We start from the raw sequence: 24819 nt of genomic DNA on the forward strand, positions 1-24819 counted from the left end.
CATAAACAGGATGTTTTAAATTGAACATCCTGTTTTGGATTATGGGGATATTATCATTTTGGACTGCTGTCCGAGCTGTGGTATAATAGCCTTATGAAAAAAAAGTCAACGGTAGACCTGATTCATGGTCCAATCCTTCCTTCACTGATTAGTTTTGCATTACCGATTTTACTGTCCAATATCTTTCAGCAACTATACAATACAGCTGATATTTTGATTGTTGGGCGTTTTTTGGGACAAAATTCCTTGGCGGCAGTCGGAGCTACGACAGCCATTTTTGATTTGATTATTGGATTTGCCCTCGGAGTCGGAAATGGGATGGGAGTTGTTATTGCCCGTCTTTACGGTGCTCGTAATTTTACAAAGATTAAAGAGGCTGTTGCAGCGACTTGGATTTTAGGTGCAATCCTGAGTGGTCTTGTGATGCTGATGGGTTTCTTCGGTCTTTATCCGCTCTTACAATATCTCGAAACACCTGCAGAAATCCTCCCCCAATCCTATGAATACATCTCTATGATTGTCAGCTGTGTGGGAGTTAGCTTTGCCTATAATCTCTTTGCAGGATTGCTACGCTCGATTGGTGATAGCCTTGCGGCGCTTGCCTTTCTTATCTTTTCAGCCATTGTTAATGTCATTCTAGATTTATATTTTATTACACAACTGCAGTTGGGTGTTCAGTCTGCAGGTCTTGCAACCATCATCTCGCAAGGTTTGTCCGCTATTCTCTGTTATTTCTATATCCGAAAGAGTGTTCCAGAGCTTCTTCCAAGCTTGAAGCACTTCAAATGGAATAAGGCTCTCTATGTCGATCTCTTGGAGCAGGGGCTAGCCATGGGGCTGATGGGTTCAATCGTCTCTGTCGGAAGTGTCATTTTACAATCCTCTGTTAATGGCTTTGGAGCAGTTATTATCAGTGCCCAAACGGCAGCACGTAGAATCATGGCCTTTGCCCTATTGCCAATGACTGCAATTTCAGCTTCTATGACCACTTTTATCTCTCAAAACTTTGGGGCAAAACGTCCAGATCGTATCGTCCAAGGTCTTCGTGTAGGGAGCTATTTGAGTATGGCTTGGGCAACCTTTGCTTGTATGTTCCTATTTTTTGCAAGTCCTAGCCTAGTTTCTTTCTTAGCGAGTTCAACAGATGGTTACTTGATTGAAAATGGGACCTTGTACCTACGTATTAGTTCTGTTTTCTATCCGTTTTTGAGTCTTTTATTGATTTATAGAAATAGTTTGCAAGGACTCGGTCAAAAACTCTTACCCCTCATCTCTAGTTTTATCGAGTTTATCGGGAAAATTGTTTTCGTCGCTTGGATTATTCCATGGGCAGGTTATACAGGTGTGATTCTATGTGAACCGCTACTTTGGCTTGTTATGACTGCACAGCTTTATATCTCACTCTCTCAGCATCCTTGGATAAAAGAAGGCAAGAAAATCTTGGCTGTCGGCGGACAATCCTAGCTTCATTTATAAAAGAAAAATCCATTTCCTCTAGTGAAAATCGACTAGACTTGTGTTATAATAAGAAAGATTAAAATGTGAAAAAAGGAGATTCCTAATGGGACGTAAATGGGCCAATATCGTAGCCAAGAAAACGGCTAAAGATGGAGCTAACTCTAAAGTATATGCAAAATTTGGTGTAGAAATCTATGTAGCAGCTAAAAAAGGTGATCCAGATCCAGAATCAAACTCAGCTTTGAAATTCGTTATCGACCGTGCTAAACAAGCGCAAGTGCCAAAACACGTTATTGATAAGGCCTTGGATAAGGCTAAAGGAAATACAGACGAAACCTTTACAGAAGGACGTTACGAAGGCTTTGGGCCAAATGGTTCAATGCTCATCGTGGATACCTTGACTTCAAACGTTAACCGTACAGCTGCCAATGTCCGTGCTGCTTTTGGTAAAAACGGTGGAAACATGGGAGCTTCAGGTTCAGTATCTTACCTCTTTGACAACAAGGGTGTCATCGTATTTGCTGGTGACGACGCTGATGCTATCTTTGAACTCTTGCTTGAAGCAGATGTCGATGTAGACGATGTAGAAGCAGAAGAAGGAACAATCACTGTTTACACAGCTCCAACTGACCTTCACAAAGCTATTGTGGCTTTGCGTGAATCTGGTATCGAAGAATTCCAAGTAACAGAACTTGAGATGATTCCTCAATCAGAAGTTGAGTTGTCAGGTGAAGATTTAGAAACATTCGAAAAATTATACAGCGTACTTGAAGACGACGAAGACGTACAAAAAATCTACACAAACGTAGATGGATTCTAATAAAAAAGCGAACAGGCTTAATAGCTGTTCGCTTTTTTGTTATGTTAAACTTTCACTCCATCATCAGTTTGCTCTTTTCTATCCAAGCCTAGGGCAAATTTACGGATGAGAAGAAACTGGCCGTTTTCCTGCTTTGCGAAAGTGAGTACGACTGTCTTGGTGTTTGAACCGAGGGATAGATAGGTGATTCTCTTGATGTCGTAGTCACCTGAGGTTGACTCAATTTCAGAATCTGGTAGTCCATGCTTGCTGATAATATCTTTATAGTTGGAGCCCCCTTTTCCTCTATTTGCAGTATCACCTTCTATCAAAGCATCGAATTGTTCCTTGGTCCAAGTGAAGGAATCGGTATCCTCGTCGTCCTCATCCTCATCGATGCTATTATTTGGTAGCGTTCCAAAATCGTCATCTTCTGTTAAAGAGGTTAAACTTCTGTATGGGTGACGAAAATTTCTAGCCAAGTCGGTAAAAACACCAGAAGGGAGTACTTGCGTTGTCAAAACAAGGAAAATGGATCCAATGCCTAGAGCGGTACCAATAATCGCCAATATTTTACGGTTCTGGAGATTGAGGATGATACCAAAAACACCTAGACCTATTGCAATAATAGCAAAGAAAAAAGATAGTACGCTGATAATTGGCAACCAGGATCCGAGAAGTGCAAGGGTTCCCAAGATGATAGCAATGATTCCTAAGATTTTCTCTTCTTTTTGTTTCATTTGTGGCTTTCTCATTTCTAGTCAGGGTGGAATCTTATTCGTGTAAGATAGTGTTTATTATAGATAAAATGAGCCCTAATGTCAATTTTAAATAAAATAGTTCTCATAAGAACTTTTTTCTTGACATCCTATTTGAAAGTGATAAAATAGTTCTCATGAAAACTAATTGGTTCTCTAGAGAACTATTTATATGTAAAAAGGAGCAATCATGGATAAGCCAATGTTAGCTTTTAAACGTTTTGGTCATCAGGTTCACCTTATGGTGCAACAGGAAGCCAAGCGTTGTGGTATTGAATTTATGGGCGGACCGCAGGGCCAAGTTATACGATTTTTAGACTATCGTGAGGAGTCTGAACAGGCGGTGTTAATCAAGGATATTGAGCAGGAACTCAATATCACCAAGTCAGTCGCCAGCAATCTAGTGAAGCGTATGGTACAAAATGGTTTGGTGGAATTGGAAGTGAGTCCAAATGACAAGAGAGCCAAGTACGTTCGATTGACGGATAAATCACGCTCTCAGATGAAGCCAATCAAGTCTTTCTTTGATCGAATTGACCGTAGTCTACTTGATGGAATTTCTGAGGAAAAACTAGCTGTTTTTGAAGAAGTCATGGGTCTACTACAGGCTAATGTAGATAAAATGGGAGGTAAGAATGAAGAAACTCGCTAAACGTATCACAGGAAAAGAGTGGGGAATGATTCTCTTGACTGTCCTCTTTACCTGTTTCTCGGTCTATCTAGAGTTAGAAGTACCGACTTACATTTCAGAAATTACAGAACTACTTGGAACTCCAGGTACGCAGTTGGACGCACTTTGGTCACCAGCCATTAAGATGATAGGCTTGTCTCTACTTGCTTTTCTCTCATCCGTTACTGTTGGATTTTTTGCCGCTCGCGTTGCAGCGTCTTACACAACTCATTTACGAAGTGATATTTTTAATCGTGTTCTAGATTTCTCGCAGACAGAGATCAAACGTTTTTCAATCCCAAGTCTCTTGACTCGGACGACTAATGATATCACACAGGTTCAGATGCTTTTTACCATGGGACTCCAGGTGGTCACTCGTGGACCAATCATGGCTATCTGGGCCATTGGAAAAATCCTTGGGAAGTCTGAGTACTGGCTCTGGGCAGTCGTGGTTGCTGTTATCGTTAATGTTCTGATGACTACTGTTCTCCTGACTCTGGCCTTTCCAAAACAATCTGTCATCCAAAAATTGACAGATAAACTCAATAGTATTACTCGTGAAAGTTTGACAGGGATTCGAGTGGTGCGTGCTTATAATGCCGAGGATTATCAAGACAAGAAATTCGAAGAAGCCAATGAGGAAGTCACTCGTCTTAATCTCTTTGTCAACCGTTTGATGGCGATTATGAATCCTATTATGATGGCGATTTCGAGTGGCTTGAGTCTAGCCATTTACTGGATTGGTGCCTATATCATCAACGATGCTAGCCTGACAGACCGTCTACCACTCTTTAGTGATATGGTGGTCTTCATGTCTTATGCCATGCAGGTCGTGATGGGCTTCTTGCTCATGAGTGCTCTCTTTTTCGTCCTTCCTCGTACCTTGGTTTCTGCAGGACGTATCAATCAGGTGCTAGACTTGCATTCTTCTATTGAAAATCCTAGTCAACCACAGACGGCAGATTCTTCTATTCAAGGTCAAGTGGAATTCCGTGATGTCACCTTCCGCTATTCTAAAAACTCAGAAGCAGTTGTGGAACATGTCAGCTTCAAGGCAGAAGCTGGTCAAACCATTGCCTTTATCGGATCAACTGGTTCTGGTAAATCTACGCTTGTGAACCTCTTGCCTCGTTTTTATGATGTATCTGATGGGGAAATCCTAGTGGACGGTGTCAATGTACAGGATTATGATTTGGAAGATTTGCGGAATAAAGTCGGCTATATCCCACAAAAAGCAGTCCTTTTCTCTGGAGATGTCAAGGGCAATCTCGACTTTGGTAAGAGTCCAGAAACTCCGCTAAGCGAGACTGCTATGTGGCAAGCTCTTGAGTTGGCCCAGTCTAAAAGCTTTATCGAAGATAAGGAAGCAGGTCTAAACTCAGAAGTGGCTCAAGGTGGGACTAACTTCTCAGGAGGTCAAAGACAACGTTTGGCCATTGCGCGTGCCTTGGCTCGTAAGCCAGAAATTCTCATTTTTGACGATTCATTCTCGGCCTTGGACTACAAGACAGATCGTATCTTGCGCCAAGAATTAGCTGAAAAAACGCAATCTATGACTAAGTTAATCGTTGCCCAACGTATTTCAACAATTATGGATGCTGACTTGATCTTAGTATTGGATCAAGGTAAAGTCGTGGGACAAGGCACCCACAAGGAACTTCTTGCGACCAACGAAGTTTACCAAGAAATTGCCTATTCACAACTATCGAAGGAGGAATTGGAACATGGAAAATAAGAAGATGTCCTTTTGGAAACAATATAAACCTTTTCTAGCAGGTCTCCAACTTCCTCTACTAGTTGCGGTTGTGGCGGCTGTATGTTCAAGCATCATCACGGTTTATGGACCAACTAAGATTAAGGAAATCACCAACTTGATTTCAGATGGCTTGGCTACAGAAATCGATTTGGTAGCTGTGTCAAGTATCGCCAGCTTTTTAGCTATTTTGTATGTGCTTGGTGCCATTCTCAACTATACACAAGCCTATATTTTTTCAACGAGTATCCAACATTTTTCAAAACGCTTGCGGACGGCTATCGCTGAAAAGATTAATCGTTTGCCTCTTGCTTATTTTGACCGTCATTCTCAAGGAGATACTCTCTCTCGTGTAACCAATGACGTCGATACGGCGGCTCAGTCCCTCAATCAAAGTCTGGGAACGGTTCTCTCAGCTAGCTTTCTACTGATTGCTGTTTTGATTACCATGTTTGGCATGAACTGGATTTTGGCATTGGTAACAGTTGTTTCAACCCTTGTAGGTTTTGCTGCTGTTTCAGTGATTATGGCTAAGTCACAGGGTTACTTTAAAGCCCAGCAAAACAACCTAGCAGCCGTAAACGGTTATGTAGAAGAAATGTACTCTGGCCACAATGTTGTGACCAGCTATAATGCTGTGGAACCAACTAAAGAAACATTCGCAGGATTGAATCAAAATCTACATGATAGTATCTGGAAGTCTCAGTTTATTTCTGGCATCATGATGCCTGCTATGTTCTTTGTCGGAAACTTTAGTTATGTTTTGGTTGTTATCGTCGGTGCTGCCTTGGCTCTTGAAGGCCATATCAGTATTGGGATTATCGTAGCCTTTATGGTTTATGTTCGTACCTTCTCTCAACCCTTATCACAGATTGCCCAAGGGATTACCAGCTTACAACAAGCCAGTGCAGCTATGACCCGTGTCTTTGAATTTCTAAGTGAAGCTGAGATGGAAGATGAATCTCATAAGGAAACACAATTGACTGATACGAAAGGTGAAGTAGTCTTTGATCAAGTTTCCTTTGGATACACACCTGAGCGAACCATCGTTCATGACTTTTCTGCGACAGCTCATGCAGGGCAAAAGATTGCCATTGTTGGACCAACTGGAGCTGGGAAGACGACTATTGTTAATCTCTTGATGAAGTTTTATGAGATTGATAAGGGAAGCATTCGCATTGATGGTGTGGATACCAAGTCTATGAAACGTTCAGAAGTACACGATGCCTTCTCAATGGTTTTACAGGATACTTGGATCTTTGAAGGAACCATTCGTGATAATCTCATCTACAACCAAACAGGGATTAGTGATGAACGAATGATTGAAGCAGCAAAAGCAGTAGGAATCCACCACTTTATCATGACTCTACCAGATGGCTACGATACTGTTTTAGATGATACAGTGACCTTGTCAGTCGGACAGAAACAGCTCTTAACCATTGCTCGTGCCCTTCTCAAGGATGCACCGCTCTTGATTCTTGATGAAGCGACATCTTCAGTCGACACACGTACAGAGGAGTTGATTCAGAAAGCCATGGACCGTTTGATGGAGGGACGTACGTCCTTTGTCATTGCCCATCGCTTGTCAACTATTCGTAATGCTGATTTGATTCTTGTCATGAAAGATGGAAATATCATTGAGCAAGGCAATCACGATGAGCTCATGGCTCAAGGTGGTTTCTATGCTGACCTCTACAATAGTCAATTTACAGAAGACCAAGTAGAAGAATAAACTAAAAGAAGGCTTGACGGCCTTCTTTTTCTACACTATACTAGAGTAGGAGAAGCTAACAGGCTTCTTGTGTAAAGAATAGGAATATCGAGAAATAATGAAAAACTATCAAGAGTGGTATGATAAAAGGAAATCAAATCTCCTTAGACATCCACAGCTTTTGCAACTGATGCGTGTTTTTAATCGCATGATGACAGTCCTGATGCCCTTGGCATACTTGACCTTACTGGGAGCAAGCTTTATCAGCAAAGGCTTGGGGAAAGACCTTGCCACCTATATCATGGTGCCGGCTTCTGGCTTTGTCCTATTAACGCTAGTTCGTAAGTGGATCAATCAACCGCGTCCTTATGAGGCTTGGGAAATTATCCCGCTACTAGACAAGGATAGTGCAGGCAATTCAATGCCCAGCCGCCATGTCTTTTCAGCAACCATCATTTCCATGGCTTGTCTGCACGCAAATCTGCCTGCAGGGTTGATTTTATTAGTATTATCAGCTCTTCTCGGTCTGGTCCGAGTCTTGGGTGGCGTTCATTATCCCAAGGATGTTTTAGTTGGCTACGCCTGTGGCCTCCTCTTGGGAATTCTTTTCTTTATTTTGTAAGAAGCAAAGCAAGTGGGCTTGGCCTCGTAACCACTTACGGGTCAAAAGTGACCACTTGCTTTTTTGCCCTTGTAAAGTCTTTTAGGCTTTGGTATAGTAGATGCAGAAAGGAGATAGGATGAAGTTACGAATCGAGATTGATAGTGAATTAACTGAGACAGAGATTGTCATCAAGGCTGCAGCCCTGACAGATGAGATAGCTGACTTGCAACGACTCTTGCAAGAAACCAAGGCTCCTAGGTTGATCTTTTATAAGGGGACGGGTGAATATTACTTAGACTTGGCAGAAATCCTCTTCTTTGAGACGGAAGGTAGCAAGATTTACGCCCATACCCAGAAAGAGGCCTACGAGGTTCGGCTCAAGCTTTATGAGTTAGAGTCCATCCTGCCACGCTATTTCAGTCGGGTATCCAAGTCGACCATTGCCAATATCCGGCAAGTTTACTCGGTTGACAAGTCCTTCTCAGGGACAGGCACTATTTCCTTTTATCAAACCCACAAGGAGGTTCACGTGTCACGGCACTATCAATCCCTCCTAAAAGAAAATCTAAGAAACATGAGGTAAGAACATGAAAAAGAAAGCATTTGGTATTGTGTTGCTAGTATTGGCAGCTTTAGTATTGTTACAGGGGAATTTTGGAATTCCTTCATTTGGAGGGCAGATTTGGCCCTTGATTGGTATTGGATTTTTTGCCTATCAATCAGTTGAGGCTCTGCTTCGTCGTCATTTCACTTCAGCCTCCTTTACAGCCCTAGTGGCCCTCATGATTGCTAATCATTTTTATGACATTTTACCGATTCCCAATCAATCACTGTTCTGGGCAAGTGTTCTCATCGTGCTTGGAGTAAGTATGCTGACTCATACTAACAGAACTTGGAATGGGAAAAAATGGTGGTATGACGGTGAAAAGACCATTCTGACAGACAAGGAAGTCGCTTTTGGGGCGGGTACATTTTACAAGCAAGACCAAGAATTGGTAGAAGACGAGTTTGAAGTCGGATTTGGGAATGCCAAAATCTATTATGATAATGCAGAGATGTTAGGAGATAGCGCAACCTTGAAGATAGAAGTCGGATTTGGGAATGCAGTTATCTATGTGCCCCAACATTGGAGAGTGGACCTGAAGGTAGAAACTTTTTGTGGTGCAGCCAAGGCAGATGCTCCTGTAGCCCCAACCAGCAAAACCTTGATTATCCGTGGAGACGTAGCTTTCGGGAAACTTGGTGTCGTCTACGTCAAATAAAAAAAGTCTTCCAATTCCCTTGCCAAAAATAAGAAAGTGTGATAACATAGTACGGTATGTGGTGCTAGCACATCCGCTATATTAGATCTAATAGGAGGAAAACACAATGGCTAAAGTATGTTACTTTACAGGTCGTAAGACTGTATCAGGAAACAACCGTTCACACGCGATGAACCAAACTAAACGTGCCGTAAAACCAAACCTTCAAAAAGTTACTGTTCTTATCGATGGTAAACCTAAAAAAGTTTGGGCTTCAGCTCGTGCTTTGAAATCAGGAAAAGTAGAACGCGTTTAATAAACATGAAAAGACCTAAGTGGTCTTTTTCTTTTGCTCGAAAGCTGAAATCATTTGAAAAATCAAGCAAATATCCGATGATACATCATTCTGCTTTTACAGTTGGGCTGAAATATGATAAAATAGAGTATCAACTATTTGAGGTAAAAAAAATGACTGTAAAAATTAATACAAAAGATGGTCAAGTCGAACTGACAGATGATGTAATCGCTACTGTCGTAGGTGGTGCAGCAACTGAAATTTTTGGTGTAGTCGGTATGGCTAGTAAAAATGCCCTCAAAGATAATTTCCAAGCCCTTCTTGGTAAGGAAAATTATTCAAAAGGTGTAGTCGTTAAAGCAGCTGAAGACGGTAGTATTGCAGTTGATGTATATACTGTATTGAGCTACGGTACAAAAATCAGTGAAGTTTCAAAAAACATCCAAGAACGTGTTCGCTTTAGCCTAGAGAACCAACTTGGAATCACTGTTCAAACTGTGAATGTCTACATTCAAAATATCAAAGTTGTAGGAGAATAATCGTGTCAAATATTACTACAAGCTTATTTCAAGAAATGGTACAGGCTGCTTCAACTCGTTTGAACAAGCAAGCCGAATATGTCAATTCATTGAACGTCTTCCCAGTTCCAGACGGAGATACAGGAACAAACATGGGAATGACTATCGAAAATGGTGCTAAAGAAGTAGCAGACAAACCAGCTTCAACTGTTGGTGAGGCTGCAAGTATCTTGGCTAAAGGTCTTTTGATGGGTGCGCGTGGAAACTCAGGAGTTATCACTTCTCAGCTTTTCCGTGGATTTTCACAAGCCATCAAGACAAAAGAAGAGCTAACAGGGAAAGACCTAGCTCTTGCTTTTCAATCAGGTGTTGAGGTTGCCTACAAGGCTGTTATGAAGCCTGTTGAAGGAACAATCTTGACAGTATCACGTGGTGCTGCCATCGGTGCTAAGAAAAAAGCAGAGCAGACAGATGACGCAGTTGAGGTTATGCGTGCAGCCTTGGAAGGAGCTAAAACAGCCCTTGCTAAAACTCCAGAAATGCTTCCAGTATTGAAGGAAGTTGGCGTTGTGGACTCAGGTGGTCAAGGTTTGGTCTTCATCTATGAAGGATTCCTTTCAGCTCTTACTGGTGAATACAGTGCATCTGAAGACTTTGTTGCTACTCCAGCCAATATGGGTGAGATGATCAATGCAGAACACCACAAATCTGTAGCCGGACATGTAGCAACTGAAGACATTACCTTTGGTTACTGTACTGAAATCATGGTTGCCCTCAAGCAAGGTCCAACTTATGCTAAAGAGTTTGACTACGAAGAATTCCGTAACTACTTGAACGAACTTGGGGATTCTCTACTTGTTGTCAATGATGACGAAATCGTTAAAGTTCACGTCCATACAGAAGATCCAGGACTTGTTATGCAAGAAGGTCTTAAATATGGTAGCTTGGTCAAGGTTAAAGTCGATAACATGCGTAACCAACACGAAGCGCAAGTAGAAAAAGAAGCGCAAGTCAGCAAGCCAGCTGAAGAAAAAGAATATGCTCTTATCGCAGTAGTAGCTGGACAAGGCTTGGCAGACATCTTCCGTGCACAAGGTGTGGACTATGTCATCGAGGGTGGACAAACCATGAACCCTTCGACAGAAGACTTTGTCAAGGCTGTTGAGAAAGTTAATGCCCGTAACATCATCTTCTTGCCAAACAACAAAAACATCTTCATGGCAGCTCAATCTGCAGCTGAAGTATTGGAACAACCAGCTGTTGTAGTAGAAGCTCGTACAATTCCTCAAGGATTGACTAGTCTTCTTGCCTTTGACCCAAGCAAATCAATCGAAGAAAACCAAGAACGCATGACTGCAGCCCTTGGCGATGTTATCAGTGGTAGTGTAACAACAGCCGTTCGTGATACAACTATCGATGGTTTGGAAATCCATGAAAATGACAATCTTGGTATGGTTGATGGTAAGATCCTCGTATCAAACCCTGATATGCACCAAACCTTGACTGAAACATTGAAACATATGTTGGACGAAGACAGTGAAATCGTAACTTTCTATGTCGGAGAAGACGGAAGTGAAGAATTGGCTAACCAAATTGCTCAAGAAATCGCAGAAGAATTCGAAGATGTCGAAGTAGAAATCCACCAAGGTCAACAACCGGTTTACCCATATCTTTTCAGTGTGGAATAAAGATTAAATAATAGAAAAAAGAAAGTTGAGAAATCAACTTTCTTTTTTTGTGACATTTGTCATATTTCCTCATGACAGAAGCTTCTAGTGACACAACCTTCAAAGAATTATAATAGATGTATCAAATGGAGGAAGAAAAAATGAAACATAAAGTAATTGTCGCAATGAGTTTAGTAGCAGCAGGAGTCATGACTTATCTCATGTTTTCAGGATTGGATGAAGGCTTCTATCATTTTCCTTGGGAGCTATTTGCAGGATTTGGCATGATGTCTTGGTTGATCCGAGAAGGTTTGAAATTGGTCTCAGATGTGAAAAAGGAGTTTGAAAAATGAAACATAAAGTAATTATCGCAATGAGTTTAGTAGCAGCAGGAGTCATGACTTATCTCATGTTTTCAGGATTGGACGAAGGCTTCTATCATTTTCCTTGGGAGTTATTTGCAGGATTTGGTATGATGTCTTGGTTGATCCGAGAAGGTTTGAAATTGGTCTCAGATGTGAAAAAGGAGTTTGAAAAATGAAAAAAGCGATTCTCTATCTCTTTATTGGATTGTCACTAGTGGTATGGTTGGTTGAAATGTTTACAGGTTGGTTTGACCAAGCCTTCCTTCACCAAGTCATCCGCGGTGCCTGGGGACTAGGATTTATGATTTTTATCGCCTTTCCGATGGGGAAGGAGTGGCTGAAAGGAGAATATCATGAACATGATTAAGGTAGAAAGCCTAAATAAAAACATCAAGGGCAAGGCTATTTTGAAGGATATTTCCTTTGAGGTAGCAGAGGGCGAATGCGTCGCCTTGATTGGGCCCAATGGTGCCGGTAAGACAACACTCTTGGATTGTTTGCTTGGGGATAAGCTAGTCACCAGCGGTCAAATATCTATCCAAGGCTTGCCAGTGACGAGTTCTCAGTTAGACTATATTAGAGGCTATCTCCCTCAAGAAAATGTCATTGTTCAGAAATTAAAGGTCAAAGAGTTGATTGCTTTCTTTCAAAGCATTTACCCAAATCCCTTGAGCAACCAGGAGATTGATCAACTATTGCAGTTTGACAAGCAACAAAAAGAACAATTGGCAGAAAAATTGTCAGGTGGGCAAAAGCGTCTCTTCTCTTTTGTCTTGACCTTGATTGGGCGACCAAAGCTTGTCTTTTTAGATGAACCAACCGCTGCCATGGATACCTCTACCCGTCAACGTTTTTGGGAAATTGTCCAGGATCTAAAAGCACAGGGAGTCACCATTCTCTATTCGTCCCATTATATCGAAGAGGTAGAGCATACAGCGGACCGGATTTTGGTCTTAAATAAGGGAGAGTTGATTCGTGATACAACACCTCTAGCCATGCGCAGTGAGGAGATTGAAAAGCACTTCATCCTACCTCTAGCTTACAAGGAAGTCGTCGAACAGTCTAACTTGGTTGAAAACTGGTCACAAAAACAAGATGCCCTGCAAGTAGTCACACGCGAAGCAGATGCTTTCTGGGGACTGTTAGTTCAGGCGGGCTGTAGGATTCAAGAAATTGAAGTCAATAATCGTAGCTTGCTGGATACAATTTTTGAAGAAACACAAAAGGGAGATGACTAAGATGAAACGATGGATCGCACTAAACAAAATCGAATTTCTATTGACCAAACGACAATTAGTCTATTATCTATTATCCGTAGGGATGCCGACGGCCTTCTATTTATTCTTTTCAGGCATGTACCAGGACACACCCGGTGGACCGGCTAATTTTATGCGTGATTACCTCATCTCTATGACGGCCTTTTCCATGATGTCGACAGCTATGTTTTCATTCCCAGCTGTTTTACATACCGATAAAATCAACAACTGGCAGAAAACATTACGCCATACTCCAGTAAATATGGTAGAATATTATCTATCAAAGATAACAAGTATGATGGTTGATTATCTGGTTTCAATCCTGGTTGTTTTCTCAGTTGGTCACTTGGTCAGAGGTGTGGAGATGCCTCTAGGAAGCTGGGTTGGGGCTGCGCTCTTGCTGATAGTAGGAAGTATAGCCTTTGTAGCGCTTGGCTTGACCCTGACACTCTTGCCTTCTAGTCAGCTGATGTCAGTCGTGGGGAATCTTCTCTATCTAGGCTTGGCTGTTTTAGGCGGACTCTGGATGCCTATCACTTTATTTCCAGACTGGATGCAAGCAATCGGTAAGTGCCTGCCAACCTACCAGTTGATGGAGTTGCTCAAGACCTTCTTAAATGAGGGTAGCATCAATCTATCAGCCACAGTTTATCTACTTGTTTTTTCAGCAGTTTTGCTTGGTTTGACCATTTACCTTCAAGGTCATAAGGAGAATTCTTAATGCTTGAAAGACTGAAAAGCATAGACTATATGTACTGGGCCAGTTTGATTTTTATGGTTTTTCCCATCGTTCCTGTAATGACTGGGGAAATTCCTAGCTGGCATTTATTGATTGATATTCTATTTGTAGTGGCTTACTTAGGCGTTTTAACCACCAAGAGCCAGCGCTTATCCTGGCTCTGTTGGATTATCATGCTAGCCTATGTAGCTGGGTATACCGCCTTTGTTGGTGTAAATTATATCTGGTTCTTCTTTTTCCTTGCTAATCTCTTAATTTATCATTTTGGCGTACGTAGTTTTAATTCTTTACATGTCCGGACTTTTCTCCTTGCTCAATTCCTTGTTGTGGGGCAACTTTTGATTTTTCAGGAAGTTGAAGTTGAGTTTCTAGTTTATCTGCTTGGAATTCTTACTTTTGTCGATCTTATGACATTTGGATTGGTTCGGATTCGCATTGTCGAGGATTTGAAAAAAGCACAGGCCAAGCAAAATGCCCAGATAAATCTATTGCTTGCTGAAAATGAACGCAGTCGTATCGGTCAGGATTTGCATGATAGTCTGGGGCATACCTTTGCTATGCTGAGTGTCAAGACAGATCTGGCCCTACAGTTATTTCAGATGCAGGCCTATCCACAGGTGGAGAAGGAATTAAAAGAAATTCACCAGATCAGCAAGGATTCCATGAATGAAGTGCGAACCATTGTGGAAAATCTGAAATCACGGACCCTAGCTTCAGAACTTGAAACTGTCCAAAAGATGCTGGAGATTGCTGGGATTGAGGTTGAGGTTGACAATCAATTGGACAAGGCTAGTTTGACCCAGGATGTGGAGTCGACGGCTGCTATGATTTTGTTAGAACTGGCGACCAATATCATCAAGCATGCCAGCGCTGAAAAAGCCTATCTAAAACTGGAACGTACAGATCAGGAATTGGTCCTGACAGTCAGAGATGACGGGAAAGGATTTGCAACTGTAAAAGGGAATGAACTTCATACAGTCCGAGACCGTGCAGCAGCCTTCTCAGGTCAAGTAGAGCTGGTCAGTTTGAAAGATCCCACAGAGGTGCGCGTGCATCTGCCTTATAAGGAGAGAAAGTAGATGAAAGTATTAGTCGCAGAAGATCAAAGTATGCTTAGAGATGCCATGTGTCAACTCTTGAGCTTTCAACCAGATGTGGAGGCTGTCTTGCAGGCAAAAAATGGAGCCGAGGCTATCGAGGTTTTGGAGAAAGAAGCAGTAGATATTGCCATCCTTGACGTCGAAATGCCAGTAAAGACGGGACTAGAAGCGCTCGAGTGGATCAAACAAGAAATTCCTGAAACCAAGGTGGTTATCGTTACGACCTTTAAACGTCCAGGTTATTTTGAACGAGCGGTCAAAGCAGGAGTCGATGCCTATGTCTTGAAAGAGCGAAGCATTGCCGAGCTCATGCAAACCCTGCATACGGTGTTAGAGGGACGCAAGGAATATTCTCCAGAGCTCATGGAAGTCATGATGACCCATCCCAATCCCTTGACCGAGCAGGAAGTCGCTGTTCTATATGGAGTAGCCCAAGGTCTCTCCAACCAAGAAATTGCGGATAAGCTCTACCTCTCAAACGGCACCGTCCGTAATTACATGACCAATATCCTCTCCAAACTAGGTGCCAGCAACCGAACCGAAGCAGCCAAAACTGCCGAAGAAGAAGGCTGGTTGTGAGGGGAGAGAAAGAAAACATCTCTTAGAAATAGATCTAAGAGATGTTTTTATATTTATTACACCAACTTCTTCATCTCATCAATACGTGCTACAGTTGCATCGTATTTCGCTTGGTAGTCGGCTTGTTTGTCGCGTTCTTTTTGGACGACTTCTGGTTTGGCATTGGCTACGAAACGTTCGTTAGAGAGCTTCTTACCGACCATGTCCAGTTCTTTTTGCCATTTAGCCAGTTCCTTGTCGAGGCGAGCTAGTTCTTCTTCGACATTGAGGAGGTCTGCGAGTGGCAGGTAGATTTCTGCTCCTGTGATGACGCTTGACATAGCGAGTTCAGGTGCAGGAATGTTTGAAGCGATTTCCAAGTGTTCTGGATTTGTGAAGCGTTTGATGTAGTTGACATTGCTGTTAAAAAAGGCTTCCAAGTCGCTATCGCTTGTCTTAACAAGGATGGTGATAGGCTTGCTTGGAGCAACGTTTACTTCAGCACGCGCATTACGAACGGCACGGATCAAGTCTTTGAGGCTTTCCACACCAGTGTGAGCCGCCAGGTCTTCAAAGGCTGGGTTAACAGTTGGGTATGCTGCTGTAACGATAGAACCTTCTGAGATTTGTCCAAATATTTCCTCTGTCACGAATGGCATGATTGGGTGAAGGAGACGAAGGATCTTGTCCAAAGTGTAAAGGAGAACAGAACGTGTAATGACTTTCTCTTCTTCGTTGTCACTATAAAGGACTTCCTTGGTCAACTCAACGTACCAGTCCGCAAACTCGTCCCAGATGAAGTTGTAGAGGATGTGGCCAGCGACACCAAACTCAAATTTATCAAAGTTTTCAGTGACTTTTCCGATAGTTTCATTGAGGTTGTGGAGAATCCAGCGGTCTGTGACATTTCCAGCTTCCTTGTTAACAACTTTTTCGACATTGGCAGTTGCTTGCTCAAGGGTCAAGCCTTCATTGTTCATGAGGATGTAGCGTGAGATGTTCCAAATCTTGTTAATGAAGTTCCATGAAGCATCCATTTTCTCATAAGAGAAGCGCACGTCTTGACCAGGAGCAGAACCGTTTGAAAGGAACCAACGAAGGGCATCGGCACCGTATTTCTCAATGACATCCATTGGGTCAATCCCGTTACCGAGAGATTTAGACATTTTACGTCCTTGCTCGTCACGGATGAGACCATGGATAAGGACGTTTTGGAACGGCTGACGGCCAGTGAATTCCAATGATTGGAAGATCATACGAGACACCCAGAAGAAGATGATGTCGTAACCTGTAACCAAGGTTGAAGTTGGGAAGTAACGTTTGAAGTCTTCTGAGTCGACATCAGGCCAGCCCATAGTAGAGAATGGCCAAAGGGCAGAACTGAACCACGTATCCAAGACGTCTTCGTCCTGAGTCCAACCGTCACCTTCTGGAGCTTCTTCTCCGACGTACATTTCACCCTCAGCATTGTACCAAGCAGGGATTTGGTGACCCCACCAGAGCTGACGAGAGATAACCCAGTCGTGAACATTTTCCATCCATTGGAGGAAGGTATCGTTGAAACGAGGTGGGTAGAATTCTACCTTGTCGTCTGTGTCTTGATTGGCAATAGCGTTCTTAGCCAATTGGTCCATCTTAACGAACCATTGCGTAGACAAGCGTGGTTCAACCACGACACCTGTACGTTCTGAGTGCCCAACACTGTGGACACGTTTTTCGATTTTGACAAGAGCACCGATTTCTTCTAACTTGGCAACGACTGCCTTACGAGCTTCGAAACGGTCCATGCCTGCAAATTCGAAGGCCAAGTCGTTCATAGTTCCGTCGTCGTTCATGACATTGACTTGTGGCAAATTGTGGCGTTGACCAACCAAGAAGTCGTTTGGATCGTGGGCAGGTGTGATTTTCACGACACCAGTACCAAATTCAGGATCCGCATGCTCATCCCCGACGATTGGGATGAGTTTATTAGCGATTGGAAGGACGACGTTTTTACCAATCAAGTCCTTGTAGCGTGGGTCTTCTGGATTGACCGCAACGGCTACGTCCCCAAACATAGTCTCAGGACGAGTTGTCGCCACTTCAAGGGCGCGTGAACCATCTTCTAGCATGTAGTTCATGTGGTAGAAGGCACCTTCGACATCCTTGTGGATAACTTCGATATCAGAAAGGGCAGTGCGAGCCGCTGGGTCCCAGTTGATGATAAATTCACCACGGTAGATCCAGCCTTTTTTGTAAAGGTCCACAAAGACCTTGCGAACAGCTTTTGACAAACCTTCGTCAAGAGTGAAACGCTCACGAGAGTAGTCTACAGAGAGCCCCATCTTGCCCCATTGTTCCTTGATGGTAGTGGCATATTCGTCTTTCCATTCCCAGACTTTCTCGAGGAATTTTTCACGACCGAGGTCATAACGTGTAATGCCCTCACCACGTAAGCGCTCCTCAACCTTAGCCTGAGTCGCAATCCCCGCGTGGTCCATCCCTGGAAGCCAAAGCGTATCAAAACCTTGCATACGTTTTTGACGGATAATGATATCTTGCAAAGTCGTATCCCAAGCGTGACCAAGGTGAAGTTTCCCAGTTACGTTTGGTGGTGGAATAACGATTGAGTAAGGCTTAGCCTTTTTATCTCCTGAAGGCTTGAAAACATCTTCATCAAGCCATTTTTGGTAACGACCAGCCTCAACCTCGGCTGGATTGTATTTAGGTGAAAGTTCTTTAGACATGTGTGTGCTCCTTGTTTAAGTAGTTCAATATCTTAAAAATTTGTTCTAACTCTTGTTTTTGCATATAAGATTTCATATAGTCATAATCTGGCAATCCAGTTTCAGTAACTGGTAACATAAGTTTTTGACGTTTCATACGTTCGCCATTGAATTTATAACCGTAGGCATATTTGATTTTTTGAGACAAAATCATTTGTTTCAAGAAAAGGTAGGTATATTTGTTCCCGTGTATTTCATCTTTCCATTTCAATCGTTTGACATCATCAGAAAAAATGGCTTCGTAGGGATGATAGAAATTCTCAACGACGCTACCATTGTAATTCACACCAAGCACATTTGCATCAAGACTTTTATTTTTATTAGATACAAAGGCTGTAACTCCATTATCGCTATCGCTAGCACCTACAAATGGTCTCAATCCAATTTCTTGATTTGCTTTGGTCAAACGAACGCCTGATTTAATCTCACAGATATCTTCAATCCAGAAATCTTTCCAAGAAATTTCACAAACTTTTTCTTCAAGAATGGTCATCATTCTGATATATATATATATATTCGAGTACTTCTTGGACTTTGTCAAGTTCTAATTTTTTCACAAAGTCAGACATATATTGGAAATCAGGGTTACCTTGTTTATCAGCTGGAAGAATGATTTTTTCTCTTTTTATACGAGTGTCATTGATTTCTCTGTTGAAAGAATATTTTTCTTCTAAGCGTTTAACAACGGTAGATAAAAATAGATAAGCGTATTTGTCTGCATTCTCAGACTTTAAAGCTGTTACGTGATCACTAGCCACAAATTCAAATTGCTGATAAAAAGTGGATCCGATACTTCCGCTATTAGCAAGAGTGAGGACATCTTCAAACTTTCGGACTCCTGTTTCATTTCCAATAAAGGCATCTACACCATTGTTTTCAGACGTTGATGAAATATATGGTGTAGGACCGTCTGTCTGATTGGCTTTTGTCAGACGTTTTCCTCTTTGAATTCCTTGAAAAACTTCAGTGAAATGAAACGATTTCCATTCTACCTTGTCTAGCCCAACCACATCACCAGCTAACTCAACTAATTTATGCTCATAGTAATCAATGATTCTCTGAGCTTGTTGTTTCTGTTCCTGCTTGATGTAATCTTCCATTAACTGCCAGTTAGGCTTACCTTGGGAATTGATAGGGAGCATGAGTTTTGATTTTCTCATCCTCTTTGGTCTCCATTTTTTACCATATTCAAAACTTTCTCCACTTTTTTGAAGGAGTGGTATCAAGAAATGGGCCAATTCTTTTGTTAACATGTAATTTTTAAGATAAAGCGGAGTTATATCATGACTACAGGTAAACATTTGCAACTGATAATAAATATGTCCAACTGAGCCATTGTTTGTAACAGCTAAACAATTTCCAGGGAAAAATCTTAGATGAATATCTTTTGAAGATAAGTTGCCAACTTTATCCCATTTTTCAATAGTTTCTTTTCTATAAAATGCTGTCACTCCATTATTATTTTGAGTCGCACCTAAAAATGGTATCGTCCCATCTTTATCAAGAGGAGGCTTTTTATTATAATAACCATCTTTTATATCAAAAATATCAATTAGATTAAACTCTCCCCATTCCACATCCGTCAATTTTAACTTACTCATCTTTGTCACCTGCTATTAGTTTTTTGATTTGCTTGTCAAAATCCGATACGATTTTCTGGGTGCGGTTGAATTTCTCATATTCTTGACTGGCTTTCTCATCTGCCTCTTTTTTAGAAATAGATCCTTTTCCTTCTAGAATATCATATTCATTAAAAGAAAGGAAGCGGTCAATACTTTCTGCCAAAGATTGCATGGTAAAGGTATTACGTCGCTCAACCAAACCTTCAATATAGTCAAAGTAAGAGGTTACGGTCCGCTCTAGTTGACGGATTTCGGTTTCTTGCAAATAATTCTTAGCAACTGTCACATCCGACTTCAGTACTCGGCCGTCTGGTGCATTCTTCCAGGTCGTTAGCCCCATTTGATTCTTATCAGCATCTGCCTTATGATAAATAATCTCAGCAGCGGTATTACCTGTGATAGCAAAATGAAACTTGTTCTGCACCATAGCATAGAAATTCTTGGTAATTTCAGAATTTCTATCGTAGTCAATAGCGCATTCCGCAAAAATATCGGTTATTTGCTGATAAATACGGCGTTCACTTGCACGAATGGAACGGATTCGCTCTAGGAGTTCACGGAAGTAATCTTGACCAAAGACCGTTTGTCCCTGTTTAAGACGTTCATCATCAAGTACGAATCCCTTAATAATAAATTCTTTTAGAGTATTAGTCGCCCAAATTCGAAATTGTGTTGCCTTTGTTGAATTGACGCGATAACCAACTGATATAATGGCATCAAGATTGTAATACTCCAATTCACGCTGAACCGCTCGAGTACCCTCTTTTTGAACTGTTCGAAATTTTCGAACAGTTGCCAGCTTATCTAACTCGCCATCACTATAAATATTTGATAAATGGTGACTAACCGTTGATTTAGAAACTCCGAACAACTCAGAAATCCCTTTTTGTGTCAACCAAAGATTTTCATCTTGTAATAAAATATCTAAATTAACATCACCATTAGGTGTCGTATAAAGGACAAAATTAGAAATTTCATTCATATTTGTCACCTTTTTCTGCTACCATCGGAAGCTCCTCAATATCGGTAGTTTCTTGGTAATTCTCTTTCTCTTCTATTCCAAAAAGATAACCTCGTCCATGAGTAATCATATTGACTTCAAAAGTTAGATAATCTGCAATGGTCTTTTGAAAATCTTCCTCAGAAGGAACTTCATCATTAAAATAATAGAAAGAGTGAAGCCATTCATCATCAGCTTCAATCGTTGTTTGAACACAGAATTTAGTTTCTGCTTCCGTGCGATCAAACCAGACATCAAGCAAGTGTTGTTTTTTATCTTTAGCTGTAGCTGTTTCAACCAGACCAATATGTTTAGAAACTTCAAAACCATCATTTTCAAAGTTGATAAATTTGCATTCTTTTTCCGGACGATGTGGTATACCAGCTGTAAATACTGCAATACAAGGATTTGTTCCCACTCCATAAAAGGTATTCTTATTAAGTGTGATAACACCTTCTAAAGTATGATGTTTTAAAATATTTTGTTTAGTTTCTTTTTCAAACCTGGTCTTTCCTGTAAAGGTGGACTGAGGAACAATCACAACAGCTTTAGCACCTTCGACCAAAGAGTTTAACAGATGTTCTGTAAAGTTGATTTCATACAGTTCGGTATTAGCTGTCGAACCCATTGAATATGGCGGATTCATCATACCAACGTTGCATTGTTTTAGCTGAAGCTTACTAGGATTTTGGCGTAGAAAGTCTTGGTTTTCAAGGTTGCTTTTCCCATCGCCACGTAATATCATATTCGTCGTAGCAATTGTAAACATATAAGATTGCTCCTCAATTCCGAAGAGCTGATGTTTGCGAATTTGGTCACGTTGAGAATCACTTTCCGCTTTTGTTAACATATCGTGCATAGCGGCGATTAAGAAACCTGCTGTACCGCAAGTCGGGTCAAAAACCTTATCCGTTGGCTTTAAATCAACTAAATCACAAAATAATTCTGTAATATGTTTTGGTGTTAAGACAATACCTAAGTTCTGACCGTCTCCTCCAGAGTAGGACATAAATTCCCCGTAGAAACGACCAAGATAATCTTCAGCAGAACTGTTATATCTTAAACTTTGATAAATACTCTTATAAAGAAATTCTGTAAAGTGTTTGATAGGTGTTTTGCCTAGATTAGCATTCTTCTCATTAATTTTTACATCGTCTCTGATGATGGCAAACTGACTAAGTAGTTTATCTTTTTTTACTTCGGGAGATACATTGGCACGCTGAAGATTAGCTTTAATGGCAGCATAAATCTTTGAACCATCTGTTTTTACAGTATCTCCTGTTAAACTTTCCAGTGAAAAATTTCCATGCTCCGTTTCTCTCAACGCTAACAGGATCCCTGAAACAATTAGTGGCTTATTCTTTTCCTCAATATTACCGTAATTTCTTAGATCATTATGTAAAGTTGCTGCATCTTTTAAAATTTCAGCTGTTTCTTTTTCAAAATTAGTTTCCTCTTGAAGGATCTCTTTTACGTAATACTCATCAATATTATCTATTGAAAAGGAAATCAAAGTTTCAATGTCTGCAAGTTCAAAATACTCACCACGTTCATTTACAAAAACAGGAGTAATGCGGTGTTTTTTTCATTACCACTAATGCCTATAGCAATAATTTTTTATAACTAACCTTATCTGCTAAATGCTTTGCATAAAAGACCGCTCCGTTAACTGCATAGTCTGTATTTGATTTAATATCATCAGCAATCAAGTCATCATCTGTATAATTGATATGTTTTGATAACCCAGGTTTATCCTCAATAATGATTAAGAAATCTTTAACAATTCCAACGTATTCTGGGAAACCTGAATTTCCAGTCCCTTTTTTCGAGGCAGTTTTCAGAGCTTCATCAATCTCTTTAATATTACTTCCCTGTGCATCAAAATTTTCACGAATTCCTGCTTCTTTCAAAAGTTCATGAACCCATAAATCAGTATTTACTTCTTTTTTTGCCATAATTAGTTCCTTTTAATTACTAAACATTCCCACTCACTCTTCAGCAAGCCATATCTCAAATCATCACAACGGTTACCTTGAGCATCCTTTCTGTCTCGGATGCGAGCTTCGAGGGTGAAGCCAAGTTTCTCTGCGACTCGTTGACTTTGAAGGTTGTAACCAAAGCAAGACAATTCTATCTTGTGTAGGTTTAGTTCTGTAAAAGCTAAGTCAATCAAGGTACGCGCTGCTTCTGGCACATAACTTCGGCCCCAATAATCGGGGTGCAAGGTATAGCCAATCTCAAGTACATCATCTTCGTAGCGATGGTTGAAATCAACAGAGCCGATAACATTATTAGTCCCTTTGACCACAATGCCATAGCCAGCTGGGAGATTGTCCTTTTCATTGCGTTCAGGAAGGATATGTTCTAGGTAATAAATTTCATCTTCCAAGGTCTTGACGGGTGGAAAGCCAGCTGGGTAAGAAACTTCTGGCAGACTAGCGTAGGCATGAATATCTTCAGCATCCGCCACTGTACGGACTCGCAAGACAAGTCGCTCGGTTTCTATTCGTTCTGGCAGTTCAGTTCTTGTCATCCTTCTTCCTCGCTTTCTTGATAAAGCTTCCCATGGGATCGACTCGGTCATCTAGATAACGATAAACGCGCTGATGGCCGTCCCCCATAAAGTAAGTCGGCGCAAAGCAGTCATTTTTAAAATGGCCCTTATCATCTAAGAGCTTTGGGTCAGCCAGACGGTCGATAATCTTGGCAAAGATATGGCAGATGCCATCTTCCTCGATAATCCTATCCACCTGGCAATCCAATACGACTGGACAAGCCTCTAAAATCGGCGCCTGAGTCTGTTCAGAAATCTCGTAGTCAAGTCCCAAATGTTTCAATTTCTCCCGATGGCTGATAAAGCCAGCCTGCTCCATCTCAAGCATGAGGTTTTCATCAAGGATGTTTACGGTAAACTGTTGATAATGCTTAATCTGGTCGGCTGCATTTTCCTCAGCACCAACACCGATGACTAGCCAATCGCCCAGACTATAAGAGGAACTGCAGGTTGTGATATTGTACCCAAAGTTCTGGTCCTGATACCCTAAGATGAAGATAGGAAAACCATAGTAGAGTTTACTTGTTTTGAAAGATTGTTTCATGACAACCTCCTTTTGCTAGGTCGCAACAAAAAAATCGTCCCTGCCATCTACATGACAGGGACGAATGTGTTTATCCGCGGTACCACCCAATTTCGGGCAGATGCCCGCATCTTTAATCTTCTTGTTACACTTTTATGACGTCGTTAGCTCGTCTTGGCGTACTTGAGTACAGCCTGCAACTCGCTGCCTAGTCCTAAAAGGAAACAAAAAGATTTATATTTCAATTTTTAATTTCAACTCACTAGCAACCAGTTTTGACACATTTGTGGACTTCTCAGCTCCGCCACTTTCTGTAAAATGTGGGACTCAAAACACCTCTAATGGCTTTATTTTAACAAGTTTTTGACGGAAATGCAAGGGACAAGAAAGATTACTTGAACTTGATGCCGTTTTCTTTTAATTTCTTGATTGTAGCTGGACCGATTCCTTTCAAGGCAAGGAGTTCTTTTTCTGTCCAGTTTTTGAAGTCAGCAGCAGACTTGATTCCTTCATCGTAGAACGTTTTAGCACGGTCAAGTGGAAGTCCGCCTAGGTCAGCTGCGAAATCTTCAACAGAAGTTGTAAGCTTGTGGGCTTGCTCTTTAGTTGCTTCTACAGCTTTTTCTACTTGCTTAGAGACAGCTTTTCCTGCCTCACTTGCTGCTTTTTCAGCATGCTTCACAACTTTTTTTGTTTCTTCGACGACCTTGTTTACAGCGTTTGAAAGTGCGCCTGAACGACGAAGGCTATTTCTTAATTGTTTTTTACGTTGTAGTTTTTTTGACATGATAAGATCCTTTCAATAAAAAACCCCTGTGACTGAACAAGGATAAATCTTTATGTTTTATTGTATCAACTTTCTT

Annotated in this window: 26 protein-coding genes and 1 pseudogene; 18 read left to right on the top strand and 9 right to left on the bottom strand. The window is 41.3% G+C overall.

The features are described 5' to 3' along the window. Nucleotides 1-93: 93 nt before the first annotated feature. Nucleotides 94-1464 carry an MATE family efflux transporter gene (locus SPAR10_RS02695; protein ID WP_004250530.1) on the top strand — a complete coding sequence of 457 codons (1371 nt, stop codon included), beginning with the start codon at nt 94-96 and terminating at the stop codon, nt 1462-1464. A gap of 97 nt (nt 1465-1561) precedes the next feature. Further along, nucleotides 1562-2278 carry a YebC/PmpR family DNA-binding transcriptional regulator gene (locus tag SPAR10_RS02700; protein ID WP_004250532.1) on the top strand — a complete coding sequence of 239 codons (717 nt, stop codon included), beginning with the start codon at nt 1562-1564 and terminating at the stop codon, nt 2276-2278. Nucleotides 2279-2322: 44 nt separating this feature from the next. Here SPAR10_RS02700 and SPAR10_RS02705 read toward each other — a convergent pair whose 3' ends face one another. Further along, nucleotides 2323-2997, bottom strand: coding sequence for a hypothetical protein (locus SPAR10_RS02705; protein ID WP_004250534.1), 675 nt, complete (start codon nt 2995-2997; stop codon nt 2323-2325). Nucleotides 2998-3205: 208 nt separating this feature from the next. Between SPAR10_RS02705 and SPAR10_RS02710 the strand changes: the two genes are divergently transcribed. From SPAR10_RS02710 to SPAR10_RS02785, 16 genes are all read left to right on the top strand, one after another. Beyond that, nucleotides 3206-3667 (top strand): MarR family winged helix-turn-helix transcriptional regulator, encoded by a 462-nt coding sequence (locus SPAR10_RS02710; RefSeq protein ID WP_004250536.1) that lies wholly within the window; start codon nt 3206-3208, stop codon nt 3665-3667. Next, nucleotides 3651-5420, top strand: coding sequence for an ABC transporter ATP-binding protein (locus tag SPAR10_RS02715; RefSeq protein ID WP_004250538.1), 1770 nt, complete (start codon nt 3651-3653; stop codon nt 5418-5420). Before SPAR10_RS02710 ends, SPAR10_RS02715 begins: the two co-directional genes overlap by 17 nt. Further along, nucleotides 5410-7170, top strand: coding sequence for an ABC transporter ATP-binding protein (locus SPAR10_RS02720; RefSeq protein WP_004250540.1), 1761 nt, complete (start codon nt 5410-5412; stop codon nt 7168-7170). Before SPAR10_RS02715 ends, SPAR10_RS02720 begins: the two co-directional genes overlap by 11 nt. A gap of 97 nt (nt 7171-7267) precedes the next feature. Further along, nucleotides 7268-7771 (top strand): phosphatase PAP2 family protein, encoded by a 504-nt coding sequence (locus SPAR10_RS02725; protein ID WP_004250542.1) that lies wholly within the window; start codon nt 7268-7270, stop codon nt 7769-7771. 118 nt (nt 7772-7889) lie between these two features. Beyond that, complete coding sequence (locus tag SPAR10_RS02730; RefSeq protein ID WP_004250544.1) at nt 7890-8336, top strand: LytTR family DNA-binding domain-containing protein; 447 nt, start codon at nt 7890-7892, stop codon at nt 8334-8336. Between the two features lie 4 nt (nt 8337-8340). Next, on the top strand, nt 8341-9015 hold the full coding sequence (locus SPAR10_RS02735) for a LiaF transmembrane domain-containing protein (protein ID WP_004250546.1): 675 nt from the start codon (nt 8341-8343) through the stop codon (nt 9013-9015). A 106-nt stretch (nt 9016-9121) separates the two neighbouring features. Continuing rightward, complete coding sequence (rpmB, locus tag SPAR10_RS02740; RefSeq protein WP_001140948.1) at nt 9122-9310, top strand: 50S ribosomal protein L28; 189 nt, start codon at nt 9122-9124, stop codon at nt 9308-9310. A gap of 152 nt (nt 9311-9462) precedes the next feature. Next, complete coding sequence (locus SPAR10_RS02745) at nt 9463-9828, top strand: Asp23/Gls24 family envelope stress response protein (protein WP_004250548.1); 366 nt, start codon at nt 9463-9465, stop codon at nt 9826-9828. Between the two features lie 2 nt (nt 9829-9830). Then, entirely contained in the window at nt 9831-11495 is a 1665-nt protein-coding gene (locus SPAR10_RS02750; RefSeq protein WP_004250551.1) for a DAK2 domain-containing protein, read from the top strand. 125 nt (nt 11496-11620) lie between these two features. Then, nucleotides 11621-11827 carry a hypothetical protein gene (locus SPAR10_RS02755; protein WP_025170070.1) on the top strand — a complete coding sequence of 69 codons (207 nt, stop codon included), beginning with the start codon at nt 11621-11623 and terminating at the stop codon, nt 11825-11827. Beyond that, nucleotides 11824-12015: a hypothetical protein gene (locus tag SPAR10_RS02760; RefSeq protein WP_004250552.1), complete on the top strand. Its 192-nt coding sequence runs from the start codon at nt 11824-11826 to the stop codon at nt 12013-12015. The genes SPAR10_RS02755 and SPAR10_RS02760 overlap by 4 nt, the downstream gene beginning before the upstream one ends. Next, nucleotides 12012-12206 carry a hypothetical protein gene (locus SPAR10_RS02765; protein ID WP_004250555.1) on the top strand — a complete coding sequence of 65 codons (195 nt, stop codon included), beginning with the start codon at nt 12012-12014 and terminating at the stop codon, nt 12204-12206. The genes SPAR10_RS02760 and SPAR10_RS02765 overlap by 4 nt, the downstream gene beginning before the upstream one ends. Next, nucleotides 12193-13077 (top strand): ABC transporter ATP-binding protein, encoded by an 885-nt coding sequence (locus SPAR10_RS02770; protein WP_004250557.1) that lies wholly within the window; start codon nt 12193-12195, stop codon nt 13075-13077. The genes SPAR10_RS02765 and SPAR10_RS02770 overlap by 14 nt, the downstream gene beginning before the upstream one ends. Before the next feature lies 1 nt (nt 13078). Next, nucleotides 13079-13816, top strand: a complete 738-nt coding sequence (locus SPAR10_RS02775) for an ABC transporter permease (protein ID WP_004250559.1) — start codon at nt 13079-13081, stop codon at nt 13814-13816. Then, nucleotides 13816-14913 (top strand): sensor histidine kinase, encoded by a 1098-nt coding sequence (locus SPAR10_RS02780; RefSeq protein ID WP_004250561.1) that lies wholly within the window; start codon nt 13816-13818, stop codon nt 14911-14913. The genes SPAR10_RS02775 and SPAR10_RS02780 overlap by 1 nt, the downstream gene beginning before the upstream one ends. Further along, nucleotides 14914-15513, top strand: a complete 600-nt coding sequence (locus SPAR10_RS02785) for a response regulator transcription factor (RefSeq protein WP_004250563.1) — start codon at nt 14914-14916, stop codon at nt 15511-15513. 56 nt (nt 15514-15569) lie between these two features. On the opposite strand, the gene SPAR10_RS02790 is transcribed toward SPAR10_RS02785, so the two are convergent. From SPAR10_RS02790 to SPAR10_RS02825, 8 genes and pseudogenes are all read right to left on the bottom strand, one after another. Further along, nucleotides 15570-18218 carry a valine--tRNA ligase gene (locus tag SPAR10_RS02790; protein ID WP_004250564.1) on the bottom strand — a complete coding sequence of 883 codons (2649 nt, stop codon included), beginning with the start codon at nt 18216-18218 and terminating at the stop codon, nt 15570-15572. Next, complete coding sequence (locus SPAR10_RS02795) at nt 18211-18753, bottom strand: restriction endonuclease subunit S (RefSeq protein ID WP_029747241.1); 543 nt, start codon at nt 18751-18753, stop codon at nt 18211-18213. The genes SPAR10_RS02790 and SPAR10_RS02795 overlap by 8 nt, the downstream gene beginning before the upstream one ends. Beyond that, the gene (locus tag SPAR10_RS02800) at nt 18737-19858 is read right to left on the bottom strand and encodes a restriction endonuclease subunit S (protein ID WP_004250568.1); all 1122 of its coding nucleotides are present in this window, start codon (nt 19856-19858) and stop codon (nt 18737-18739) included. Before SPAR10_RS02800 ends, SPAR10_RS02795 begins: the two co-directional genes overlap by 17 nt. Beyond that, entirely contained in the window at nt 19851-20861 is a 1011-nt protein-coding gene (gene rhuM / locus SPAR10_RS02805; protein ID WP_004250571.1) for a RhuM family protein, read from the bottom strand. Before rhuM ends, SPAR10_RS02800 begins: the two co-directional genes overlap by 8 nt. Continuing rightward, nucleotides 20854-22834, bottom strand: a pseudogene (locus SPAR10_RS02810) (HsdM family class I SAM-dependent methyltransferase). Before SPAR10_RS02810 ends, rhuM begins: the two are co-directional and overlap by 8 nt. Before the next feature lie 2 nt (nt 22835-22836). After that, nucleotides 22837-23412, bottom strand: coding sequence for a GNAT family N-acetyltransferase (locus tag SPAR10_RS02815; RefSeq protein WP_004250577.1), 576 nt, complete (start codon nt 23410-23412; stop codon nt 22837-22839). After that, nucleotides 23399-23977: a flavin reductase family protein gene (locus tag SPAR10_RS02820; protein WP_004250585.1), complete on the bottom strand. Its 579-nt coding sequence runs from the start codon at nt 23975-23977 to the stop codon at nt 23399-23401. Before SPAR10_RS02820 ends, SPAR10_RS02815 begins: the two co-directional genes overlap by 14 nt. A gap of 370 nt (nt 23978-24347) precedes the next feature. After that, the gene (locus tag SPAR10_RS02825) at nt 24348-24743 is read right to left on the bottom strand and encodes a helix-hairpin-helix domain-containing protein (RefSeq protein WP_004250587.1); all 396 of its coding nucleotides are present in this window, start codon (nt 24741-24743) and stop codon (nt 24348-24350) included. Nucleotides 24744-24819: the final 76 nt, after the last annotated feature.

It is taken from the genome of Streptococcus infantis SPAR10, assembly GCF_000279535.1.
Classification (GTDB): domain Bacteria; phylum Bacillota; class Bacilli; order Lactobacillales; family Streptococcaceae; genus Streptococcus; species Streptococcus infantis_I.